The following is an 18,168-nucleotide window of genomic DNA, read 5'->3' as shown; positions in this document are numbered from 1 at the left end:
CCTACTCCCTGTATAACAACTCGTCACAGAACATACATTCCTCATCCTGCTCTCGACGTTGTCCATAAAAATCATTACATACGTGAAAACCATCTTTATAAATTCGACGGACACTTTCACGAACATGCTTAGCCTTGACAGGAGCGTCTGCTTCCACCTCACCCAAACGTTCGCGCAACTTACTATTTTCCAAACGAAGAGCTGTATTTTCCTCTACCAGGCTCTTGAGATTTTTCTTGATGGCTTCCACATCGGCCAAGGTTACCAATAACTGTTGGGAAAAATCATCCAGCGCGTCAAATAATTCTTTTTTGTCCATAAAACAGCCCTTTCCTTTCTTTATCATTCATTTTTGAGTTTATATTTCTTTCAAGACCAGATATTCCATGGCATTTTGAAAGCTGACATTAGCTTGCCACATTTTTCTAGCTTCTAGCAAATCTTGTAGAATCACTCTTACTCTTGCTTGTAGGATATCTTGTCCACAGAGAACTTCAAGAATCCGTAAAACCTGGTCTTGTTTTTCCTTGTCATCTGCCAAGCTAGCTAGTTTAGCAACCTGCAGATAACTTTCTTTTTTCTTAGCCACTAACCAAGTCAGCAGGCGTTCACTTTCATCGACCAAGGTCCAAAAACCTGCCTGATTAGCCAACTTTTCTGCTTCAGCTCGCGATTGACTAAACTGAGCTAGGAGAGTCGCTTTTTTCTTAACCAGTCCCATTTGTTCTAAGAGCAAGATGAGCTTCTCTTCTTGTTTTTTAAAGTGAAAAATTTGCGTCCGACTGCGGATGGTTGGTAAGATCTTTTCCTCATCGCTGGTCAAGAAGAAAATATAAACCTCACTCTGGGGTTCTTCGATGACCTTGAGCAGAGAATTGGCTGCATTAGGATGCATTTTCTCAGCTTGCTCGATAATAAAGACCTGCTGCTGGCTTTCAATCCCTGCTTGGGAAAATTGTCCCACCAATTCCCGAATGCGTTCTGTCTTTATGACCTGATTGACTGGCTTAATCAAAGTGACATCGGGAAATTCTCCCTGTTCAATCAGCTTACAATTTCGGCATTTCTCACATGGTAAAACGCCTACCTTCTCTGCACAGAAGAGGCTCTTAGCCAAAAATTGCGCCATTTCCAAACTTCCAAAGAAACCTGAAAAAAGATAGGCGTGATTGAGCTGGTCTTGTTCTAGGATACGGACAAAACGGTCAAACTGATCTGGCTGCCAGGCCTTTAGTTGATCTTGTTTCATTTAGCCAATCCCATTCTATCAAACAAGACAGACTTGGTAGTTTCCACAACTTGCTCCAAAGGAAAACTAGCATCAATCTTGACAATACGACTTCCTTCTTTGTCCAGAAGAGAAAGGTAACCTTGACGGACTTTTTTATGCAAGTCCAATCCTTCCAAGTCCAAACGATTGACCTCACGATTGCTATTAGCAGCAATGCGAGCCAGTCCCTCTTCCACCTCGATATCAAAATAGAGTGTCAAATCGGGTTTAAGGCCGTCTGTCGCAAACTGATTGAGCCAGTCAATGGCGTCAATATCCAAGCCACGACCAAATCCCTGATAGGCAAGAGAACTATCGATGAAGCGGTCCATAATGACCAACTTGCCAGCTTCAAGTGCTGGAAGAACTTTTTCCACCAAGTGCTGTCTGCGACTGGCGATATAGAGAAGAAGTTCTGTCTTCGCATCCATCTGAGTATGACTTGGGTCCAAAATTACTTCCCGAATCTTCTCCCCAATCAAGACTCCGCCTGGTTCACGGGTCGTCAGCACCTCTACCCCTTTTTCCTCTAAAATTGGTAGCAGAGCCTCTAAAACACTGGTCTTTCCTGCCCCCTCTGGTCCCTCAAGAGAGACTAAAAATCCTTTTGACATGTCTAACTCATTTCTTTTTTACTACTTCTATTCTATCAAAAAAATAGGGGTTTGTGACAATCTTTTTGTCTTCTCATTTCAACCACCATAAAAGAGGCAGATAAAACTACCTCTTATTTACCTAATTCTTGTGTTCGTTTGTAGGATTGATGAACTGCATCCATGACTGTTCCTCGAAAAGCATGCGCTTCTAAGCTTGCTACACCAGCGATAGTCGAACCTCCTGGGCTACAAACTTGGTCTTTCAAGACTCCAGGATGCTCTTGGCTTTCTAGGACCAATCGTCCAGCGCCGACAACTGTTTGAGCTGCCATTTTCAATGCTGTTTCTCGTGGTAATCCTGTCTGAACACCTGCATCTGCCAAGGCTTCGATAAAGAGATAGACAAAGGCCGGTCCACAACCTGCAAGACCTGTCGCCGCGTCGATTAATCCTTCTCCCAGTTCAACCAAGAGACCAGCCTTAGTTAAAAGCTGACAAAAGAGCTCACTGTCCTCAGCCCTGCAATTAGAAGACAAGGCATAACTAATCACTCCTTGTCCGATAGAAGCAGGGGTATTTGGCATCATACGAATAATTCGGTGTTGACTTGGGATAAGACTTACTAGTTTTTCTAAAGTCAATCCAGCTGCCATGGAAATCAAAAGAAGACTTTCTCTTTTTTCAAGGATGGTCTGGTATTGAGAAAGCAGTTCAGAAAACTGAGCAGGCTTCACTCCTAGAAAAATCACATCTGCTTCTGCAAAGATTTCGTCATTGCTGGAAGCCTGACCACCAAAGTTGGCGATGAAAGCATCCACCTTGGCTTGACTACGATTGGCAAGAAGAATGTCATCACACGTCTTGGCCTGCAAAACAGACTTGGCCAAGCTAGCACCCATATTCCCCAAACCGATAAATCCAATCTTCATCTCTTACTCCCTTATCTGTCCATCACCAGTGATCACATACTTGTAGCTGGTCAACTCTTTCAAGCCCATGGGACCACGCGCGTGCAATTTCTGAGTAGAAATCCCCATTTCACAACCAAGACCAAATTGGCCACCATCTGTGAAACGAGTTGAGGCATTAACATACACCGCTGCAGAGTCCACTTGATCTGTAAAGTAAGCTGCAGCTTCAGCATTTTCAGTCACAATGGCATCCGAATGATGGGTACTGTGGGCTTCAATATGGGCAATCGCTTCTTCTAAACTGCTCACAACCTTAACAGCTAGAACATAGTCTAAAAACTCGGTGTCAAAGTCTTTTGCTTCAGCTACTTTACCTGAAACAAACTGGCTTGCTTTGCTATCCAAGCGGAATTGAATTGGTTCCAACCCAGCTTCTTTTCGATTCTCAACCAGCACTTGCTCCAAGCGAGGAAGGAAACTTGCTGCCTTGTCTTCATGAACCAGCAGAACCTCCATGGCATTGCAGACAGAAGGACGACTGGTTTTAGCATTGTTGATGATAGACAGGGCCTTGTCTTCGTCTGCGTCCTTATCCACATAAACATGGACAATCCCAGTCCCTGTTTCGATAACAGGTACAATCGCATTCTCAACCACGGCATTGATCAAGCCAGCCCCTCCACGAGGAATGAGAAGGTCTAGATAGCCCTTGGCCTTCATCATGGCATAGCTACTTTCACGGCTGGTATCTTCCACCAGTTGAATCACATCTGGGTGAATAGTAGTCGTTTCCAAGCCCTTCTTCAAGGCTGTGACAATGGCATGGGCAGTTTGATAGGCATCCTTCCCACTACGAAGAACAACCGCATTTCCACTCTTGAGAGCCAAAGCAACTGCGTCTGACGTCACATTTGGACGACTTTCATAGATAATACCGATAACACCCATAGCCACACGTTTTTTGGTGATAACCAAACCATTTTCAAGATGACTTGTTTCTAAAACTTCACCTATTGGATCTGGTAAGGCAACCACTTCACGAATCCCAGTTGCCATTGCTTCTATACGCCCTGCATCCAAATAAAGACGATCCAGCATCACATCTGAGATTTTACCCTTGGCCGCTTCCATATCGAGGGCATTGGCCGCTAAAATTTCCTCAGTAGCAGCCACTAAGTGATCAGCCATGGCTAGCAGAGCTTGGTTTTTCACGACTTCACTGGCTGTGTTGATTGATTTTTTAACAGCCTGTACCTGTTCAAATTGTTCTTGTGTACTTACCATAGTTTACCTCTAAAATTCTGTAAAGAGTAGTTGGATTTCAGGAGTAATGGAAATCCAATCGTCACGGTGAATCAAGACCCCCTTGGCTTTTTGAGAACGCAACATATCCTCCAAAGCAGATGCTCCAAATTGCACACGTCCTTTTCCAAGTGATTTTCCACTTTCCTTGTCAAATACTGTCACGATATCACCGTAAGAAAAGGATCCTTCTGCGTCAACAACACCAGATAAGAGAAGACTCTTTCCATGTTGAGAAAGAGCTTCTGCAGCCCCTTTATCAACCCAAATAGAACCTTGACTCTGAGCATAAAAGGCCAGCCATTGTTTCTGGGTACGAAGTCCCTTCTCTTGAGCAACAAAGTAGGAACCATCCTTGGTCTCCTCAGCTGCCTCAATCATGGCATCTGACTTCAAGGATGAGCAGATATAAACAGGAACTCCTGATTCTGTCGCAATAGTTGCAGCCTTGATTTTTGTTAGCATGCCCCCAGTTCCGTTTGAAGAACCTGCCCCACCGGCCATATCAATAATCTCACGATTGATAGTCTCGATTTTCTCCAAGCGTTTGGCTGTTGGATCTGAATTAGGATTTCCAGTATAAAGACCGTCTACGTCTGTCAGGAGGACCAAAAGGTCTGCTTGGACCATGGATGCTACCTGAGCACTTAGAGTGTCATTGTCCCCGACCTTGAGCTCATCAATAACGACACTGTCATTCTCATTGATAATAGGAATCGCGCCACGGCTAAGTAGAACTGACAAAGCCTGATGGGCATTTTTATAACGGCGCTTATCCACAAAATCATCCTGAGTCAGCAAAATTTGTGCAGAAACGATTTGGCGCAAGAGAAGATTGGTCGTGTATTCTTCCAACAAAAGCCCTTGTCCTACCGCTGCTGAAGCCTGTTTATCAGCAATCTTAGTCGGACGCTTTTTAAATCCTAAAGCCCCAAAACCAGCCGCAATGGCACCTGACGACACCAAAATCAATTCATGACCAGCCTCGTGCAGCATAGCCAACTGTTGGGTAATAGCTTTTACTTTACTACGTGATAAACTTCCATCCTCATTCGTCAGAGAAGAAGTCCCCACCTTAAAGACAATCCGTTTGAATTTCATAGTCTCACTCCGATTCTTCATATTTATCCATTATAACATGAATGGCAGGAAATAGAAAAGAGTTGATAGGAAAAAGGTCGAGACAAGCCATCTCAACCTTTTATCAAATCTAATTCTTTCTCAATCTCTCCAAGGTTTCCTTAAAAATCTCTGGGATATCTGCTGTAAATTCCAAGATCTCACCTGTTCGTGGATGCGTAAATCCTAGAGTCTTGGCATGAAGAAATTGTCCATGTCCTTTCAAAGTCTTGCGAGGGCCATAGACTTCATCACCAGCGACTGGATGACCAATATAAGCCATGTGAACACGGATTTGATGGGTACGCCCTGTCTCCAGTTGTAACTCCACTAAGCTATAATCTCCAAAGCGTTCCAAGACGTGGAAACGGGTTACTGCAGGCTTCCCTTTAGCAGTCACAGCCTGTTTCTTACGGTCTTTTTCACTACGGCCAATCGGAGCTTCAATGACACCACGATCATTAGGCAGATTTCCATGAACAATCGCCCAATATTTGCGAAGAGACTTTTTATCCTTCAGTTCTTGGGCAAGTGCTAGATGCGCCTCATCGTTTTTAGCAATCATGAGAAGGCCTGACGTATCCTTATCAATACGGTGAACAATTCCTGGACGCAGAACCCCATTGATACCCGACAAGTCCTTGATATGGTACATGAGGGCATTTACCAGAGTTCCACTAGTATGACCAGCACTCGGATGCACAACCATCCCCTGAGGCTTGTTAACGACGGCCACATCCTCATCTTGATAGATGATTTCTAGTGGAAGATTCTCAGCCACATACTCTAAAACCTCTGGTTCTGGCACATGGTAAGTAACGACATCGCCCTCTTGGACAGTGTATTTAGCTTTCTTGACTTGGCCATTGACCAAAACCTGACCTGATTTGATTTGTTCATTCGCGAGACTGCGTGATAATTCTGTCAAATCCGACAAAGCCTTATCTAAACGCAGGCCACCAGTTTCAATTTTAATTTCCATTTATTTCCTCTTTTAGCATTGCAATCAATAAAATAATCACTCCAACAGTCAGATAGCTATCTGCCACATTGAAAATTGCAAAATTGATAAAGTCCAAGTGAAACATATCCACAACAAAGCCCTGACTTACCCTGTCAATAAAGTTTCCAAGACCACCTGCGATAATCAAGGTCAAACCCAAGACCATCCAGAATGAGTCCTCCATGTGTTTATGTAGATACCAAATGGCACCTACCACGACAACCAGGGTAATGACAGCGAATAACAACTGCTGATCTTGTAAGATAGAAAAGGCTGCACCTCGATTTTGCAGGTAGGTCAAACTAACGAAATTGGGAATCCAAGAGCGTACTTCACCCAGTGGAATCTGCTGGACGATATAGGATTTTACCAACTGATCAAGCCCAATCAAAAGTAGTACAATGACTGCCACTATTCCTCTTTTTTTCATGATTTCCTCTTCTGATTAAAATATTCTTGCATGACTTCTACAAAGAGAGTCCCAGCTTGACTCAGCTCCACTTCTTCACGTTTAACATAAACCATGCGATTATCTAGGTTATCCTTGAGACGAATAACTGTGATACCATTAACACTATCACTATCTAAAAATCCAGAACCTGTCGCATAGGCGTCCGTCCGCTCTAAAATACCATTCAAGGTAGCACGGTCTGTCACATTGAACATCTGTGAGCTCGCGCTGGTATCAACAAAATTCTCTGAATAATAAAGGTACTCGTCTTTCTCTTGAGTAAAACGAACCGTTGGTAAATCAGCTAAATCCTCCATGACCAATTCCTCTTTCTGGGCTAAAGGATGCCCTTCACGAAGATAAATATGGGTATGAAAGGGAATCAACTCAATGACCTCAAGGCCCAACTTTTCAACGCGTTGCATAATCCCTTTTTTATTTTGATTGTTGAGGTAGATAATCCCAATCTCACTGTGCCCTTGGGCCACTTCGTCTAAGATTTGAACAGTAGTTGATTCAAAAATACGAAAGTTCTTATAGTCAGGATAGCGCTCTGAAAAAGCCGTAATCGTCGGTGGCAAGAAGTCATAGTGCTGACTAGCAATGGAAAATTCATCTTTTTCTTCTTCAGGATTGGCATACTGATTTTGAAAAATATCAAATCCTTTAACCAATTCTTGCGCTTTTTCATAGAATTCCATACCACGACGAGTCAAGAAAGTCCCTGAGCTGGTCCGACGGAAAATCTTAAAACCCAACTCTTTTTCCAAATCACGAACAGAAATGGACAGACTCGGCTGACTAACATACATCTTTTCAGCAGCTTCACGGAAAGTCCCACTATTGGCAATGGCAACAACATAGCGTAATTGTTGAATGTTCATCTTCTACCCCCAACTTCTTTATTTTTTCATTATACCATATTTTAGAAGTTTTCCATCGAAGAAAAATAATGTCACTCATAAAATTCATCTACACTAAGAAAGAAAAAATCATGGGTATCAAAACAAAAAATAGGCTCTCCGAAAACTCGGAAAGCCTTATTTAATGCTACTTCTAGCTTCCTCGCCTTTACATTTCAAGGCTCGGCATAAAAAGGTTCACTGGACCTTTTTATTTAGCGATTGGGTAAACAGAAACTTGTTTTTTATCGCGTCCTTTACGTTCAAAGCGTACTACGCCTTCAACTTTAGCGAACAAAGTATCGTCTCCACCACGTCCAACGTTCACACCTGGGTAGATGTGTGTACCACGTTGACGGTAAAGGATTGATCCACCTGTTACAGTTTGTCCGTCAGCTGCTTTAGCTCCAAGACGTTTTGCTTGTGAATCACGTCCGTTTGATGTAGAACCTCCACCTTTTTTGTGGGCGAAAAGTTGCAAGTTGTTAAGAGTCATTTTTAACATAATGTTTTCCTCCGTGTTAGTTTTCTGTGATAACTCTGGTTTGGACGAACTCAGAAGAGTTCTCCGATAAGTTTGCCATACCTAAGAAAAATGATTCAAAGAATAACTGGGTCATTTCTCTCTGGTGTGAAGGAAGATCTTTTGGAATTTCAACCATCAGATAGCCACCTTCATCTTCGTTTAATTCTAGGATTGGTTCATAGCCTGCAAATTTCTCAATAGAATTGATAAAGTTAATGGCAAGCGTAGAAACCGATGCACACACGACATCTAAGCCGTATTCGCCACTCTCGGCGTGTCCAGTAATTTCCGCACTCCTCAGCTCGCCATCTTCGGCTCTCTCAAAGACTGCTTGTATCATGTGTTCTCCTTAAAATTAAGCGTTGATTGCGTTGATGACAACTTTTGTATATGGTTGACGGTGACCTTGTTTACGATGGCTACCTTTTTTAGGTTTGTACTTGTAAGTAACAACTTTCTTTTGTTTTCCTTGTTTTTCAACAGTTCCAACTACAGTAGCTCCAGCAACAAGTGGAGTTCCGACAACAGTGTTTTCACCACCAACAAGAACAACTTCGTTAAAAGTAACTTCTTGACCAGCTTCAACGTTCAATTTTTCAACGTAAACTGCTTGACCAACTTCAACTTTAACTTGTTTTCCGCCAGTTTTGATAATTGCGTATGTGCTCATTATGCACCTCCTATGATTTTTATGGGTTTCCCCGAATTTTTGTGAAGACTCGCCTAGCATCGTGGGACAAACCACTTAAAAGAAGAGCTCTAAGTATAACAAAGAATAAACTAGGAATTGAGCCGAAGACATAACTTATGTTAGGCAAGGCGACAATGACGAAGTTTAAATTTGTTATACGACGAGCAACGATGTTCGTGCGGTTGCACAGGATTGTGCATAGTCAACTCTTCAAGTATAGCATATCTCCTGTTTTCTTACAAGTAATAACACCTAAAATGAATCTTTTTCTTTTACTTTTTTCCGCCACTTGGCAAAAAGCATGCTGAGGTAAAAAATACTCATCATAATAGGAACACCAAGAATGGTCTTTTCATGATAGAAAATCGTCAAATAGGCTGAAAAGACAACGCCAAGAACAAAACTACTAAGAAGGCTAACAAATATAAACCCTTCACGCAAAAAAGGAGTGTGTTTAGTTCGGAAATAATCTCCAAAAGCCAGCATGGTCCGTTTGATGTTCCCTGTCATAAAAGCGTTATTGTAGGCAATACCCGACACTTCTCCAAAAGCAGTTGTCACCAACCCCATACAGAAGGCCAAGGGTGGCACTAGATAGATATTATCTACAGTCTGCGGCACAAAACCGATAACTATTGATAAGATTGCCAAAGGAATCAGTGACAAAATTGGTTTTTTCACAATTCTCAATTTTTCCTTATAAACAGTTAGTAAAAAGACCCCCATCATAAAAGCTAGCAAGGTCATTACTTTAGCACTGGCATCAGAAACATTATGTTGAATAAGTCCCACTGAAAGAAATACGACATTCCCAGTTTGTCCAGCTACAAGAGTATTCCCTCGCACAATAAACGTATAGGCATCTACATATCCTGCACAAAACGTCAAAAAAAGCGCTAGCCTCTTAGACTGACGTGATATTTTTCTTATAGGTAATAACCTCATTTTCCCTCCCATTTCATTTACTCATCTCATTATTGTACCACTTTCTTTGGAAAAGGCCTAGTAGCTAATTTGAAATTTTTTACCCTCTGTTGGATAGTCCCGTCTATCTGTGTTATAATGAAAGAAGGATTTGAAATCGGAAAAGGAGTAACTATGCTTAAATTAGGTGTCATCGGAACAGGGGCTATCAGCCACCACTTCATAGAAGCAGCCCATTCCAGTGGAGAATACAAGCTGGTCGCAGTCTATTCTAGAAAACTAGAAACTGCGGCATCCTTTGCTTCTCGCTATCAGAATATCCAACTCTTTGATCAAGTAGAGGATTTCTTGAAGAGCTCATTTGATGTGGTCTATATTGCTAGCCCAAACTCCTTGCATTTTGCTCAGGCAAAAGCTTCATTGACTGCAGGTAAACATGTCATTCTTGAAAAGCCAGCTGTCACTCAGCCACAAGAATGGCTAGATTTGAGACATACAGCTGAGAAAAATCACTGTTTTATATTCGAAGCAGCTCGCAATCACCATGAAAAAGCTTTCACTATCATCAAAAACTTTTTAGCAGACAAGCAAATTTTAGGGGCAGATTTCAACTATGCCAAGTATTCTTCCAAAATGCCTAACTTGTTGGCTGGGGAGATACCAAATGTCTTCTCAGATCGTTTTGCTGGCGGTGCTCTCATGGATTTGGGGATTTATCCCCTCTATGCTGCTATTCGCCTCTTTGGAAAAGCTCAGGATGCAACCTATCAGGGGCAACAGCTTGACAATAGCATTGACCTGAATGGAGACGGAATCCTCTTTTACCCTGATTTTCAAGTTCATATCAAAGCTGGGAAAAACATCACTTCCAATCTTCCTTGCGAAATTTACACAACAGATGGAACCTTGACTCTCAACACGATTGAGCATGTTCGCTCGGCTATTTTTACCGACCATCAAGGCAATCAAGTTCAGCTCCCTATCCAACAAGCTCCTCATACGATGACTGAGGAAGTTGCTGCATTTGCACACATGATCCAGCAACCAGATCTGAATCTCTACCAAACTTGGCTGGAAGATGCAAGTTATGTTCATGAGCTACTATATACCATGCGCCAGACTGCTGGCATTAGATTTGAGGCAGAAAAATGAAAACCAAACTACCTACTGAATGGCAAGAACTAAGTGACCAACTCGGTTTCCAAGAATTTACCCCCATTCAAATTCAACTATTTGAGCCCCTTCTTGCTGGAGAAAACCTCCTAGGAGTGAGCCCAACAGGAACTGGTAAGACCCTAGCTTACCTTCTACCAAGTCTTCTCAGACTACAAAAGAAAAAAGCCCAACAACTCTTGATTCTAGCACCAAATACTGAACTTGCTGGACAGATTTTTGAAGTGTGTAAAACATGGGCTGAAGCTATCGGCTTGACTGCCCAACTCTTCTTATCAGGTTCGAGCCAGAAACGCCAGATTGAACGCCTAAAAAAAGGACCAGAAATTCTGATTGGAACTCCTGGCCGTATCTTTGAACTAATTAAATTGAAAAAAATCAAGATGATGAATGTAGAAACCATCATCCTGGATGAATTTGATCAATTACTAGATGATTCTCAAATTCACTTTGTCGAGAAAATTACTCACTACGCACCTCGTGACCACCAACTCATCTACATGAGTGCGACGGCCAAGTTTGACCAAGAAAAGATTGCGCCTAGCACACGTACCATTGATCTTTCTGACCAAAAATTGGACAACATCCAACATTTCTATATGCAGGTTGATCAACGTCACCGAGTGGATATGCTACGAAAACTAGCTCATGTTGAGGATTTCCGCGGTCTGGTCTTCTTTAACAGCCTATCAGACCTTGGAAGCGCAGAAGAAAAATTACAGTATCGTGATATCTTGGCTGTTTCTCTAGCTAGTGATGTCAATGTCAAATTTAGAAAAGTCATCTTAGAAAAGTTTAAAGACAAGCAACTAACCCTGCTCCTTGCAACTGACCTTTTGGCTCGTGGAATTGATATTGATAGCCTAGAATGCGTCGTAAACTTTGATGTTCCTAGAGATATGGAAACCTACACCCACCGTGCTGGCCGTACTGGTCGTATGGGCAAGGAAGGTTACGTTATCACTCTCGTCACTCATCCAGAAGAAATCAAAAAACTCAAAAAGTTTACAAGTGTACGAGAGATTATCCTAAAAAATCAAGAACTCTATATCAAATAAGGTTGGCTCTTGCCAACCTCTGATTTAAGATAAGATCCTCAGAATACGAGTTTCTAAGGACCTTATCTCAAGACTGAGCCTAGGACAATAGTCCCTTATCTCCAAAAAAGCAACGGATTTGCCGTTGCTTTTTTGTGGTTGAGAACTATTTCGTCTCAGGCTCTTTTTGCTTACTAAAAATTAAAGAATTCCATAGCCTGTTTGAACAGTAAATCCGTATACTCTGGGTCTTCTTGGGCAATGGAAACCTGATCTTGAATCATTTCCAAGTCATCCGTTATCATGCCGTCTGCACCCAAATGAACAGATTTATCAAAGGACTCTGAACTATTGATAGTCCACACGTACAATTTCTGATCGGTATTCCAAAGCTTGTTGACAAAATTTTCATCTAAAGTTGAATACTCCATGGTATAACCTGTAGCCTTGGTTCTTGGAAAAATACTATTATAAGGTAGGATGAAATAGATTGGAATTTGAGAATCGTAGGCTAAAACCTGATCAATCACATGGTAGTCCAAGGATTGCATTTGGTGACCATTCTGCTTAAGAACCGTTCCATATTTTTCCATAAAGCGTTTCATCATATCTGGGCTATCTTTTCGACTGGTCTTAATCTCAATAAGAAGTTTTTGATGCAATTCATTGGCTTTATTGAGGTAGTCATCAAAACTGGACACCTTGCTATGATAACCATTTTCTGAAATATCGAGTTTGGTTAATTCTTTCAAAGTTAGATCCTGTGGATTGGCATTAACACCTGTCAGATTCTTGATATTGGCATCATGCATCATGACAAACTGGCCATCTTTCGTTTCCTGAACATCTGTCTCAACAAAGTCTGGACTTAGTTGGGCTGTCTTTTCTAAAGATTGAACTGTATTCTGCACACCATTCTTATTGGATACTCCCCTGTGAGAGATAATTAAAGGTTTATTGGCAACTGGAGCTTCCAAATAAACATAACCCTCAAGAGCGAAAAAGATACCAGCACAGCCCATCACTCCCCATCTCATCCAGTGGTCTTTCTTTCGCCTTGGTGTGATTTCTAATTCTTCTCCTGTTAAGAAGGAAACAAATTTAATAAGAAAGTAAGTCAAGGCCATATAGTGGAAATTCTTAATCAAGACAAAGTTGATAATTCCCAGTACAAGAGATTCCTTATGGGTCAAACCATCCATTAGTGCCTGACTTGCCAAGATTGGAATCAATAAAAGAATGAAAAATAGGTATGTTTTGACGATAATCCAAAGCAAGTTCCAAATATAAAACCAGGAGTGCTTTCTTGTCTTCTCTAGACTGTATCTGACCGCTTCTTTGACTGTTTTTTTCTCAAATAAAAGCTGAGGTAGGGCAAACATCAAGCGCACTGAAATGTAAAATAGCAGTAAAGTCAGAATAGTAACCACTATACCTACTAGCCAATACTTGTCTTCTACATGATCAACGATAAAGTCCGGAATGACAATTTTATTGAGGTAGTAAATCTTTAAAATCTTTCTAATCAATGGAAAGAGCATCATGACATAAAAGAAGATAAAGGCTATCTTTGCAAGCGTGACTTGCTTCATAAACAAGAAACTTTGATGAAAGACCTTGCGACTGTACTCTAGCAAGGTCCTCTTTTCATGACATAATAAATGACGAGCACCGATAAAGAGAAGTCCTATCTGGTAATAGGCGATCAATAAATTAACAATTACCAGAACAAATAAAGCAAAACTAATAAAGGGTGAACCCGTTATAATGGCAAAAATATTATTGTAGGAAAGAAAGAGATAGCCTGTCTGACGGAGTAAAAGTCCAGCAATCCAAGAATTTGATGGTAACCAGACAAACTCAATCATCATGAAAGTCAAGAAAAATAGAAAGAGTATTTTATCTAGATTAAAGTATATCTGCTTAAAACCTAGATTTTTAGGTTTTTCAGGTTTCATAGGCACTCCTAGTCAAATAATTGAGACAAGTCCAAGCCCCCAAAAGGATTATTTGATAGGCTACTTTCTGTCCCTAACAATTCTCTAGCTTGATCCGACTCTAGAAAAGACTCGTAAACACGCGCCGTCATACGAGCATCCTCTAAGCTATTATGAGACTGACCTTGAAATCCAAGAAACGAGGCAACGGTTTGCAATTTGAGATTGGCAATACCGTGTAAATCCGAACTCCGACGTTCAAAAGCTTCATCATACAAATCCACCTTATACTGCTGGCTATAATCTAAACCATGATCCGCTAGAATAGGCAAATCACTTTTAGCAGCATTGTAGCCAACCATGGGTAAAGAACCCACAAACTCTTGGAAATCTTTTATAACTTTCTCCACTGGGGGAGCATCTTTTAGAGTCTCAGCTGTAATCCCAGTCAAACCATTGATAAAACTTTTTAAGGGAACACTGGTATGAACATAGGAATCATAGGCATCGATTTCCTGACCATCTCTAAAACGCACTGCCGATACTTGAATCAAGTGTGTTTGTCCTTCATGCTGATTAAATTCTAAGTCAAAAGCAATGTAATCTTCTAATCGTTCCATTCTATACCTCTCCTCTACTGTTATTTTACTTGATCAACTATACTATTTAGATTAGAAATAAAAGAAGCCATCAGGTTAGCATTTAACCTAAACAGCTCCTTGATTATCCTCCAAATAAACGAGCAAAAAAGCCTTTCTTAGTGGATTGGACTTCTTCTTTTGCTTGGTCCAGCTCTAGCTTAAGATTTTCTTGATCCTTCATGGCTTGAAGGGTCAATTGTTGCTGCTGATCGAGTTGTTTGTCTTTCTCAGCAATCTGACGGTCTTTGATACGCATCTGCTCGTCTTTTTCTGATAACTGACGATCCTTGGCTTTTAATTGTTCATAGAGACGAAGAATTTCTGCATTCTTCTCATCAACCAGAATCTCCATCAGTTCACGTTGCTTGACATCTTCACTGACAGGCTCATCTTCAAAAATCGTTTTTTTATAGATTTCTTCTAGCTTAATCAAGCCACTTCTGGTAACGACTGTTACCCCTTTATCATTTTTATCTGTGTCTTCTTCTGGTAATTCTTTGACACGGTTATTGATTGCTTGGCGAGATAATCCTAAGACCTCTGCAATCTCACTGACGGTCATTTCAATGCTCATAATATCCTCTGAAACGTTTTCTAGCTTTTCTTTACTTAAATCTTATCATAAGCTAGAAAAACTGTCAAATTTTCGCTTAATTTAAGGCCTTCAAAAAGGCTAATAAGACTTGGGCAGAGCGACGTCCAGCTTCGATAATAAACTCATCAAAAGAGATGTTCGCTTCATGGTTGGCATTGTCACTCATAGCTCGGATGACTAGTACTGGAAGATCAAGAGCATGCGCTGCTTGAGCAATAGCTGCCCCCTCCATCTCCACGGCTAAAACATCTGGGAAATGAGACTTAATCGCTTCTATCTTATCATTTCCTGCAACAAAACTATCTCCTGTAGCAATCAAACCAAGATGCCAGTTTTGATCCAATTGAGATAAACTCTCTTGGATTTTGGCAACAAAGGTTTTATCTGATTCGAAATAAAGCGGTTGTTGCGCCATTTGCCCATAAGCATAGCCAAAAGCTGTAACATCCACATCATGATAGGCTAACTTGTCAGCAATCACGACATCCCCAACAGCGATACCTTCTGCTACTGCCCCAGCTGAGCCCGTATTAATTAGAGCATCCACCTGGAAATGATCAGCCAAAATCGCTACACTCATAGCAGACATAACTTTACCAATTCCACTTTCTACAAGAACGACTTCATGAGAGGCAATGGTTCCTATGTGATAGGTATTCCCCAAAACAACTTGCTCTTGGGCATTGTCTAAATGCTGGACCAGATAAGCCAGTTCTTCTGGCATAGCCGCAATAATTCCTATTTTCATTTCAATTCCTTTTCTATTACAAAAGTTTCATTGCTAAGACAAGCAAAATCAAGAGAAAGATGACAGCAAATAAGATTTTATTCAACTTAGAATTGAAGACATTTCTCTTGGTATTTTCAATGCGACGGCTTTTATGAATAGACGGTTCGACCTGAATCTTCAAGGTTTCTTGGCTAAAACCATGATCCTTAGGATTGGCATAACCAAAACGGGAAGAAGAGGTTGGTAAAATTTTTGTCTCCTCATCATCTAGCAAAGGAGGACCTGAAATCTTTTCGCCTCTATTAGCTCTTTCAATCATTTCATCCGTTAATAAAGGTTTACCCATACTGACCTCCTCTATTTTTTGTGCAATTCCCAATACTGAACAGCCATAATTGTCTTGGCATCACAGATATGACCTGATTGGATCAATTCCTTGGCTTTTTCTAAGCTCACTTCAAGAACTTCCAAGGTCTCATCTTCATCCTGCGGACGCGGATTTTCTACCTTTATCAAATCGCTTGCTAGGTATAGTTTTAATTTTTCATTACAAAAGCCAATGGCTGAGTAAAAATCGTATAAGAGTTCTAATTTCCCTGTATAGGCTGTTTCTTCCTCTAACTCACGAAGGGCTGCTGCTACAGGGTCTGTATTTTCTCCTACTTCCAATTTTCCGGCTGGAATTTCATAAGAGACTGCCTCAATGGCCTTGCGGTACTGCTTGACCAAGATAAGCTTTTGCTCATCCGTTACCGCTAAAACACAGACAGCTCCATTGTGGAAAATCAAATCCCGTTGGGCAGTTCCCTTGCCTTCTGGTAATTCAACCTGATCTTGAACCAGTTTAAATATTGGTCCTTGATAGATTTCTTTTCGGCTAAGCGTTTTTTCTTCAAATTCCATGATAGACTCCTACTGATTCTTAGGATGATGAGGAAGGCGTGTTGCATATTCGTCTTTATTGACCTGACGACCACGACCAATAGCAATAGCATCCGCTGGAACATCTTTGGTAATCGTTGAACCAGCTCCAACAAGGGAATTGTCACCTAACTCTACTGGCGCAATAATGGTTGAATTTGAACCAACAAAGACATTGTTTCCAATGACTGTCTTGTATTTGTTTTTGCCGTCATAGTTGACTGTAATGGTTCCAGCACCAAAGTTAACATGGCTACCCACTTCACAGTTTCCGATATAAGTCAAATGACCAGCCTTGGTATTCTCACCGATTGAAGAGCCTTTCACCTCAACAAAGTTCCCAATGTGGACTTGGGCACCTAGAGATGAACCTGGACGAATGTGGGCATAAGGGCCGACTGTCACACCGTCTGCAACACTGCTTTCCTCAATCATAGAATTGGTAATAACAGCTCCTGCTCCGATAGTGCTATCCACTATATAAGTACCATTTGTCAAAACAGTCTCAGCACCAATTTTCGTGTGCCCTTTCAAGGTAACATTGGCTTCGATTTGAACTTCGGGAGCAATCTCAACATCAATATCGATATAAGTTGCTTCTGGGTTGACAAAGCTAACCCCATTGACCATGTGTTTATGATTGATGCGACGGCGCATAACCGACTCAGCAGTCGCAAGTGCCACACGGTCATTTACCCCAAGACTTTCATCAAAATCTTTCAAAGTATAAGCGCCAACTTTTTCACCAGCTTCACGGAAAATACCAATGACGTCTGTAATATAGTATTCTCCTTGAGCATTGTTGGTATTGATATTTTTCAAAGCCTCAAACAAACGCTCGTTATCAAAGACGTAAGTTCCAGTGTTGATTTCCTTGATTTGCTTTTCAAAATCTGTAGCATCCTTCTGCTCAACAATGCGAAGAACCTCAGCATTGTCATTACGTACAATTCGTCCATAGCCAAAAGGATTATCTGTTTCAGCAGTCAAGATAGTGGCCACATTTTTATGATTGATGTGGAAATCAATCAAGTTTTTCAAGCTTTCACCTGTGATTAAAGGAGTATCCCCTGCGATTACCAAGGTATGACCTGACAAACCTTCTAGGATAGGCTCTGTCATCATAACTGCATGGCCAGTCCCTAACTGTTCAGATTGAGTTACAAATTCTGTCTGTCCAGCCAAGACCTCTTCCACCAATTCCGCCTTGTGTCCTACAACTGTTACTGTCTTTTCAGGTTGGATAGCTCCCACACTACGGAAAACATGTTCTAGCATAGAAATACCCGCAACCTTGTGCAAAACTTTTGGCAAATCCGATTTCATGCGAGTTCCTTTACCCGCTGCTAAAATAATGGCATAATTTGACATAATCTTCTCTTTTCTCTAGAAATTCCCTTTTATTATACCATATTTCAAATCATTCCGCGCTCTTGAAT

At 41.2% G+C, this 18,168-nt stretch carries 22 protein-coding genes and 1 pseudogene; 3 read left to right on the top strand and 20 right to left on the bottom strand.

Translation table 11 applies throughout. The features are described from left to right. Position 1 precedes the first annotated feature (1 nt). From yabA to D7D53_RS03075, 9 genes are all read right to left on the bottom strand, one after another. Positions 2-319 carry a DNA replication initiation control protein YabA gene (gene yabA / locus D7D53_RS03115; protein ID WP_000358227.1) on the bottom strand — a complete coding sequence of 106 codons (318 nt, stop codon included), beginning with the start codon at positions 317-319 and terminating at the stop codon, positions 2-4. 39 nt (positions 320-358) lie between these two features. After that, positions 359-1,249 (bottom strand): DNA polymerase III subunit delta', encoded by an 891-nt coding sequence (locus D7D53_RS03110; protein WP_120770093.1) that lies wholly within the window; start codon positions 1,247-1,249, stop codon positions 359-361. Continuing rightward, entirely contained in the window at positions 1,246-1,884 is a 639-nt protein-coding gene (tmk, locus tag D7D53_RS03105; RefSeq protein ID WP_120770092.1) for a dTMP kinase, read from the bottom strand. Before tmk ends, D7D53_RS03110 begins: the two co-directional genes overlap by 4 nt. Before the next feature lie 113 nt (positions 1,885-1,997). Continuing rightward, on the bottom strand, positions 1,998-2,795 hold the full coding sequence (gene proC / locus D7D53_RS03100; protein WP_004261379.1) for a pyrroline-5-carboxylate reductase: 798 nt from the start codon (positions 2,793-2,795) through the stop codon (positions 1,998-2,000). A gap of 3 nt (positions 2,796-2,798) precedes the next feature. Then, complete coding sequence (locus D7D53_RS03095) at positions 2,799-4,061, bottom strand: glutamate-5-semialdehyde dehydrogenase (RefSeq protein ID WP_120770091.1); 1,263 nt, start codon at positions 4,059-4,061, stop codon at positions 2,799-2,801. A gap of 9 nt (positions 4,062-4,070) precedes the next feature. Then, positions 4,071-5,180, bottom strand: coding sequence for a glutamate 5-kinase (gene proB / locus D7D53_RS03090; protein ID WP_218961676.1), 1,110 nt, complete (start codon positions 5,178-5,180; stop codon positions 4,071-4,073). Positions 5,181-5,289: 109 nt separating this feature from the next. After that, positions 5,290-6,180, bottom strand: coding sequence for an RluA family pseudouridine synthase (locus tag D7D53_RS03085; protein ID WP_084929891.1), 891 nt, complete (start codon positions 6,178-6,180; stop codon positions 5,290-5,292). Next, entirely contained in the window at positions 6,170-6,631 is a 462-nt protein-coding gene (gene lspA / locus D7D53_RS03080; RefSeq protein WP_000745686.1) for a signal peptidase II, read from the bottom strand. Before lspA ends, D7D53_RS03085 begins: the two co-directional genes overlap by 11 nt. Further along, a complete protein-coding gene (locus tag D7D53_RS03075; RefSeq protein ID WP_001025694.1) occupies positions 6,628-7,536 on the bottom strand; it encodes a LysR family transcriptional regulator in 909 nt (302 codons plus the stop codon). The genes lspA and D7D53_RS03075 overlap by 4 nt, the downstream gene beginning before the upstream one ends. Here D7D53_RS03075 and D7D53_RS10165 point away from each other — a divergent pair. Beyond that, positions 7,529-7,600: pseudogene (locus tag D7D53_RS10165) on the top strand (AraC family transcriptional regulator); the annotation flags it as partial. The gene D7D53_RS03075 and the pseudogene D7D53_RS10165 sit on opposite strands and share 8 nt — an antisense overlap. Positions 7,601-7,765: 165 nt before the next feature. Here the strand turns inward: D7D53_RS10165 and rpmA are convergent. The 4 genes from rpmA to D7D53_RS03050 form a co-directional block, all read right to left on the bottom strand. Continuing rightward, entirely contained in the window at positions 7,766-8,059 is a 294-nt protein-coding gene (rpmA, locus tag D7D53_RS03070; RefSeq protein ID WP_000916509.1) for a 50S ribosomal protein L27, read from the bottom strand. 16 nt (positions 8,060-8,075) lie between these two features. Further along, on the bottom strand, positions 8,076-8,420 hold the full coding sequence (locus D7D53_RS03065; protein WP_000613699.1) for a ribosomal-processing cysteine protease Prp: 345 nt from the start codon (positions 8,418-8,420) through the stop codon (positions 8,076-8,078). 15 nt (positions 8,421-8,435) lie between these two features. Next, complete coding sequence (rplU, locus tag D7D53_RS03060; RefSeq protein WP_000109141.1) at positions 8,436-8,750, bottom strand: 50S ribosomal protein L21; 315 nt, start codon at positions 8,748-8,750, stop codon at positions 8,436-8,438. Positions 8,751-9,023: 273 nt separating this feature from the next. Further along, positions 9,024-9,716: a YoaK family protein gene (locus D7D53_RS03050; RefSeq protein ID WP_245941808.1), complete on the bottom strand. Its 693-nt coding sequence runs from the start codon at positions 9,714-9,716 to the stop codon at positions 9,024-9,026. 153 nt (positions 9,717-9,869) lie between these two features. Here D7D53_RS03050 and D7D53_RS03045 point away from each other — a divergent pair, with 153 nt between their 5' ends. Next, the gene (locus tag D7D53_RS03045) at positions 9,870-10,847 is read left to right on the top strand and encodes a Gfo/Idh/MocA family protein (RefSeq protein WP_120770088.1); all 978 of its coding nucleotides are present in this window, start codon (positions 9,870-9,872) and stop codon (positions 10,845-10,847) included. Further along, the gene (locus tag D7D53_RS03040) at positions 10,844-11,926 is read left to right on the top strand and encodes a DEAD/DEAH box helicase (RefSeq protein WP_120770087.1); all 1,083 of its coding nucleotides are present in this window, start codon (positions 10,844-10,846) and stop codon (positions 11,924-11,926) included. Before D7D53_RS03045 ends, D7D53_RS03040 begins: the two co-directional genes overlap by 4 nt. Before the next feature lie 173 nt (positions 11,927-12,099). On the opposite strand, the gene D7D53_RS03035 is transcribed toward D7D53_RS03040, so the two are convergent. The 7 genes from D7D53_RS03035 to glmU all read right to left on the bottom strand — a co-directional run bounded on the left by D7D53_RS03035 (position 12,100) and on the right by glmU (position 18,100). Then, the gene (locus tag D7D53_RS03035) at positions 12,100-13,863 is read right to left on the bottom strand and encodes a glycerophosphoryl diester phosphodiesterase membrane domain-containing protein (RefSeq protein ID WP_120770086.1); all 1,764 of its coding nucleotides are present in this window, start codon (positions 13,861-13,863) and stop codon (positions 12,100-12,102) included. Between the two features lie 8 nt (positions 13,864-13,871). Continuing rightward, positions 13,872-14,462 carry a 3'-5' exonuclease gene (locus D7D53_RS03030; RefSeq protein ID WP_120770085.1) on the bottom strand — a complete coding sequence of 197 codons (591 nt, stop codon included), beginning with the start codon at positions 14,460-14,462 and terminating at the stop codon, positions 13,872-13,874. A 103-nt stretch (positions 14,463-14,565) separates the two neighbouring features. Further along, a complete protein-coding gene (gene rocS / locus D7D53_RS03025; protein ID WP_000021242.1) occupies positions 14,566-15,057 on the bottom strand; it encodes a chromosome segregation protein RocS in 492 nt (163 codons plus the stop codon). A gap of 76 nt (positions 15,058-15,133) precedes the next feature. Beyond that, complete coding sequence (locus D7D53_RS03020) at positions 15,134-15,826, bottom strand: 5'-methylthioadenosine/adenosylhomocysteine nucleosidase (RefSeq protein WP_120770084.1); 693 nt, start codon at positions 15,824-15,826, stop codon at positions 15,134-15,136. Between the two features lie 16 nt (positions 15,827-15,842). Continuing rightward, a complete protein-coding gene (gene macP / locus D7D53_RS03015; protein ID WP_000517861.1) occupies positions 15,843-16,154 on the bottom strand; it encodes a cell wall synthase accessory phosphoprotein MacP in 312 nt (103 codons plus the stop codon). Positions 16,155-16,165: 11 nt separating this feature from the next. Then, positions 16,166-16,711, bottom strand: a complete 546-nt coding sequence (locus tag D7D53_RS03010; RefSeq protein WP_120770083.1) for an NUDIX hydrolase — start codon at positions 16,709-16,711, stop codon at positions 16,166-16,168. Positions 16,712-16,720: 9 nt separating this feature from the next. Further along, positions 16,721-18,100 carry a bifunctional UDP-N-acetylglucosamine diphosphorylase/glucosamine-1-phosphate N-acetyltransferase GlmU gene (gene glmU / locus D7D53_RS03005; RefSeq protein ID WP_120770082.1) on the bottom strand — a complete coding sequence of 460 codons (1,380 nt, stop codon included), beginning with the start codon at positions 18,098-18,100 and terminating at the stop codon, positions 16,721-16,723. Between the last annotated feature and the right edge of the window lie 68 nt (positions 18,101-18,168).

Origin of the sequence: Streptococcus gwangjuense (genome assembly GCF_003627155.1) — a bacterium.
Classification (GTDB): domain Bacteria; phylum Bacillota; class Bacilli; order Lactobacillales; family Streptococcaceae; genus Streptococcus; species Streptococcus gwangjuensis.
This window is presented reverse-complemented; position numbering and strand designations above follow the sequence as displayed.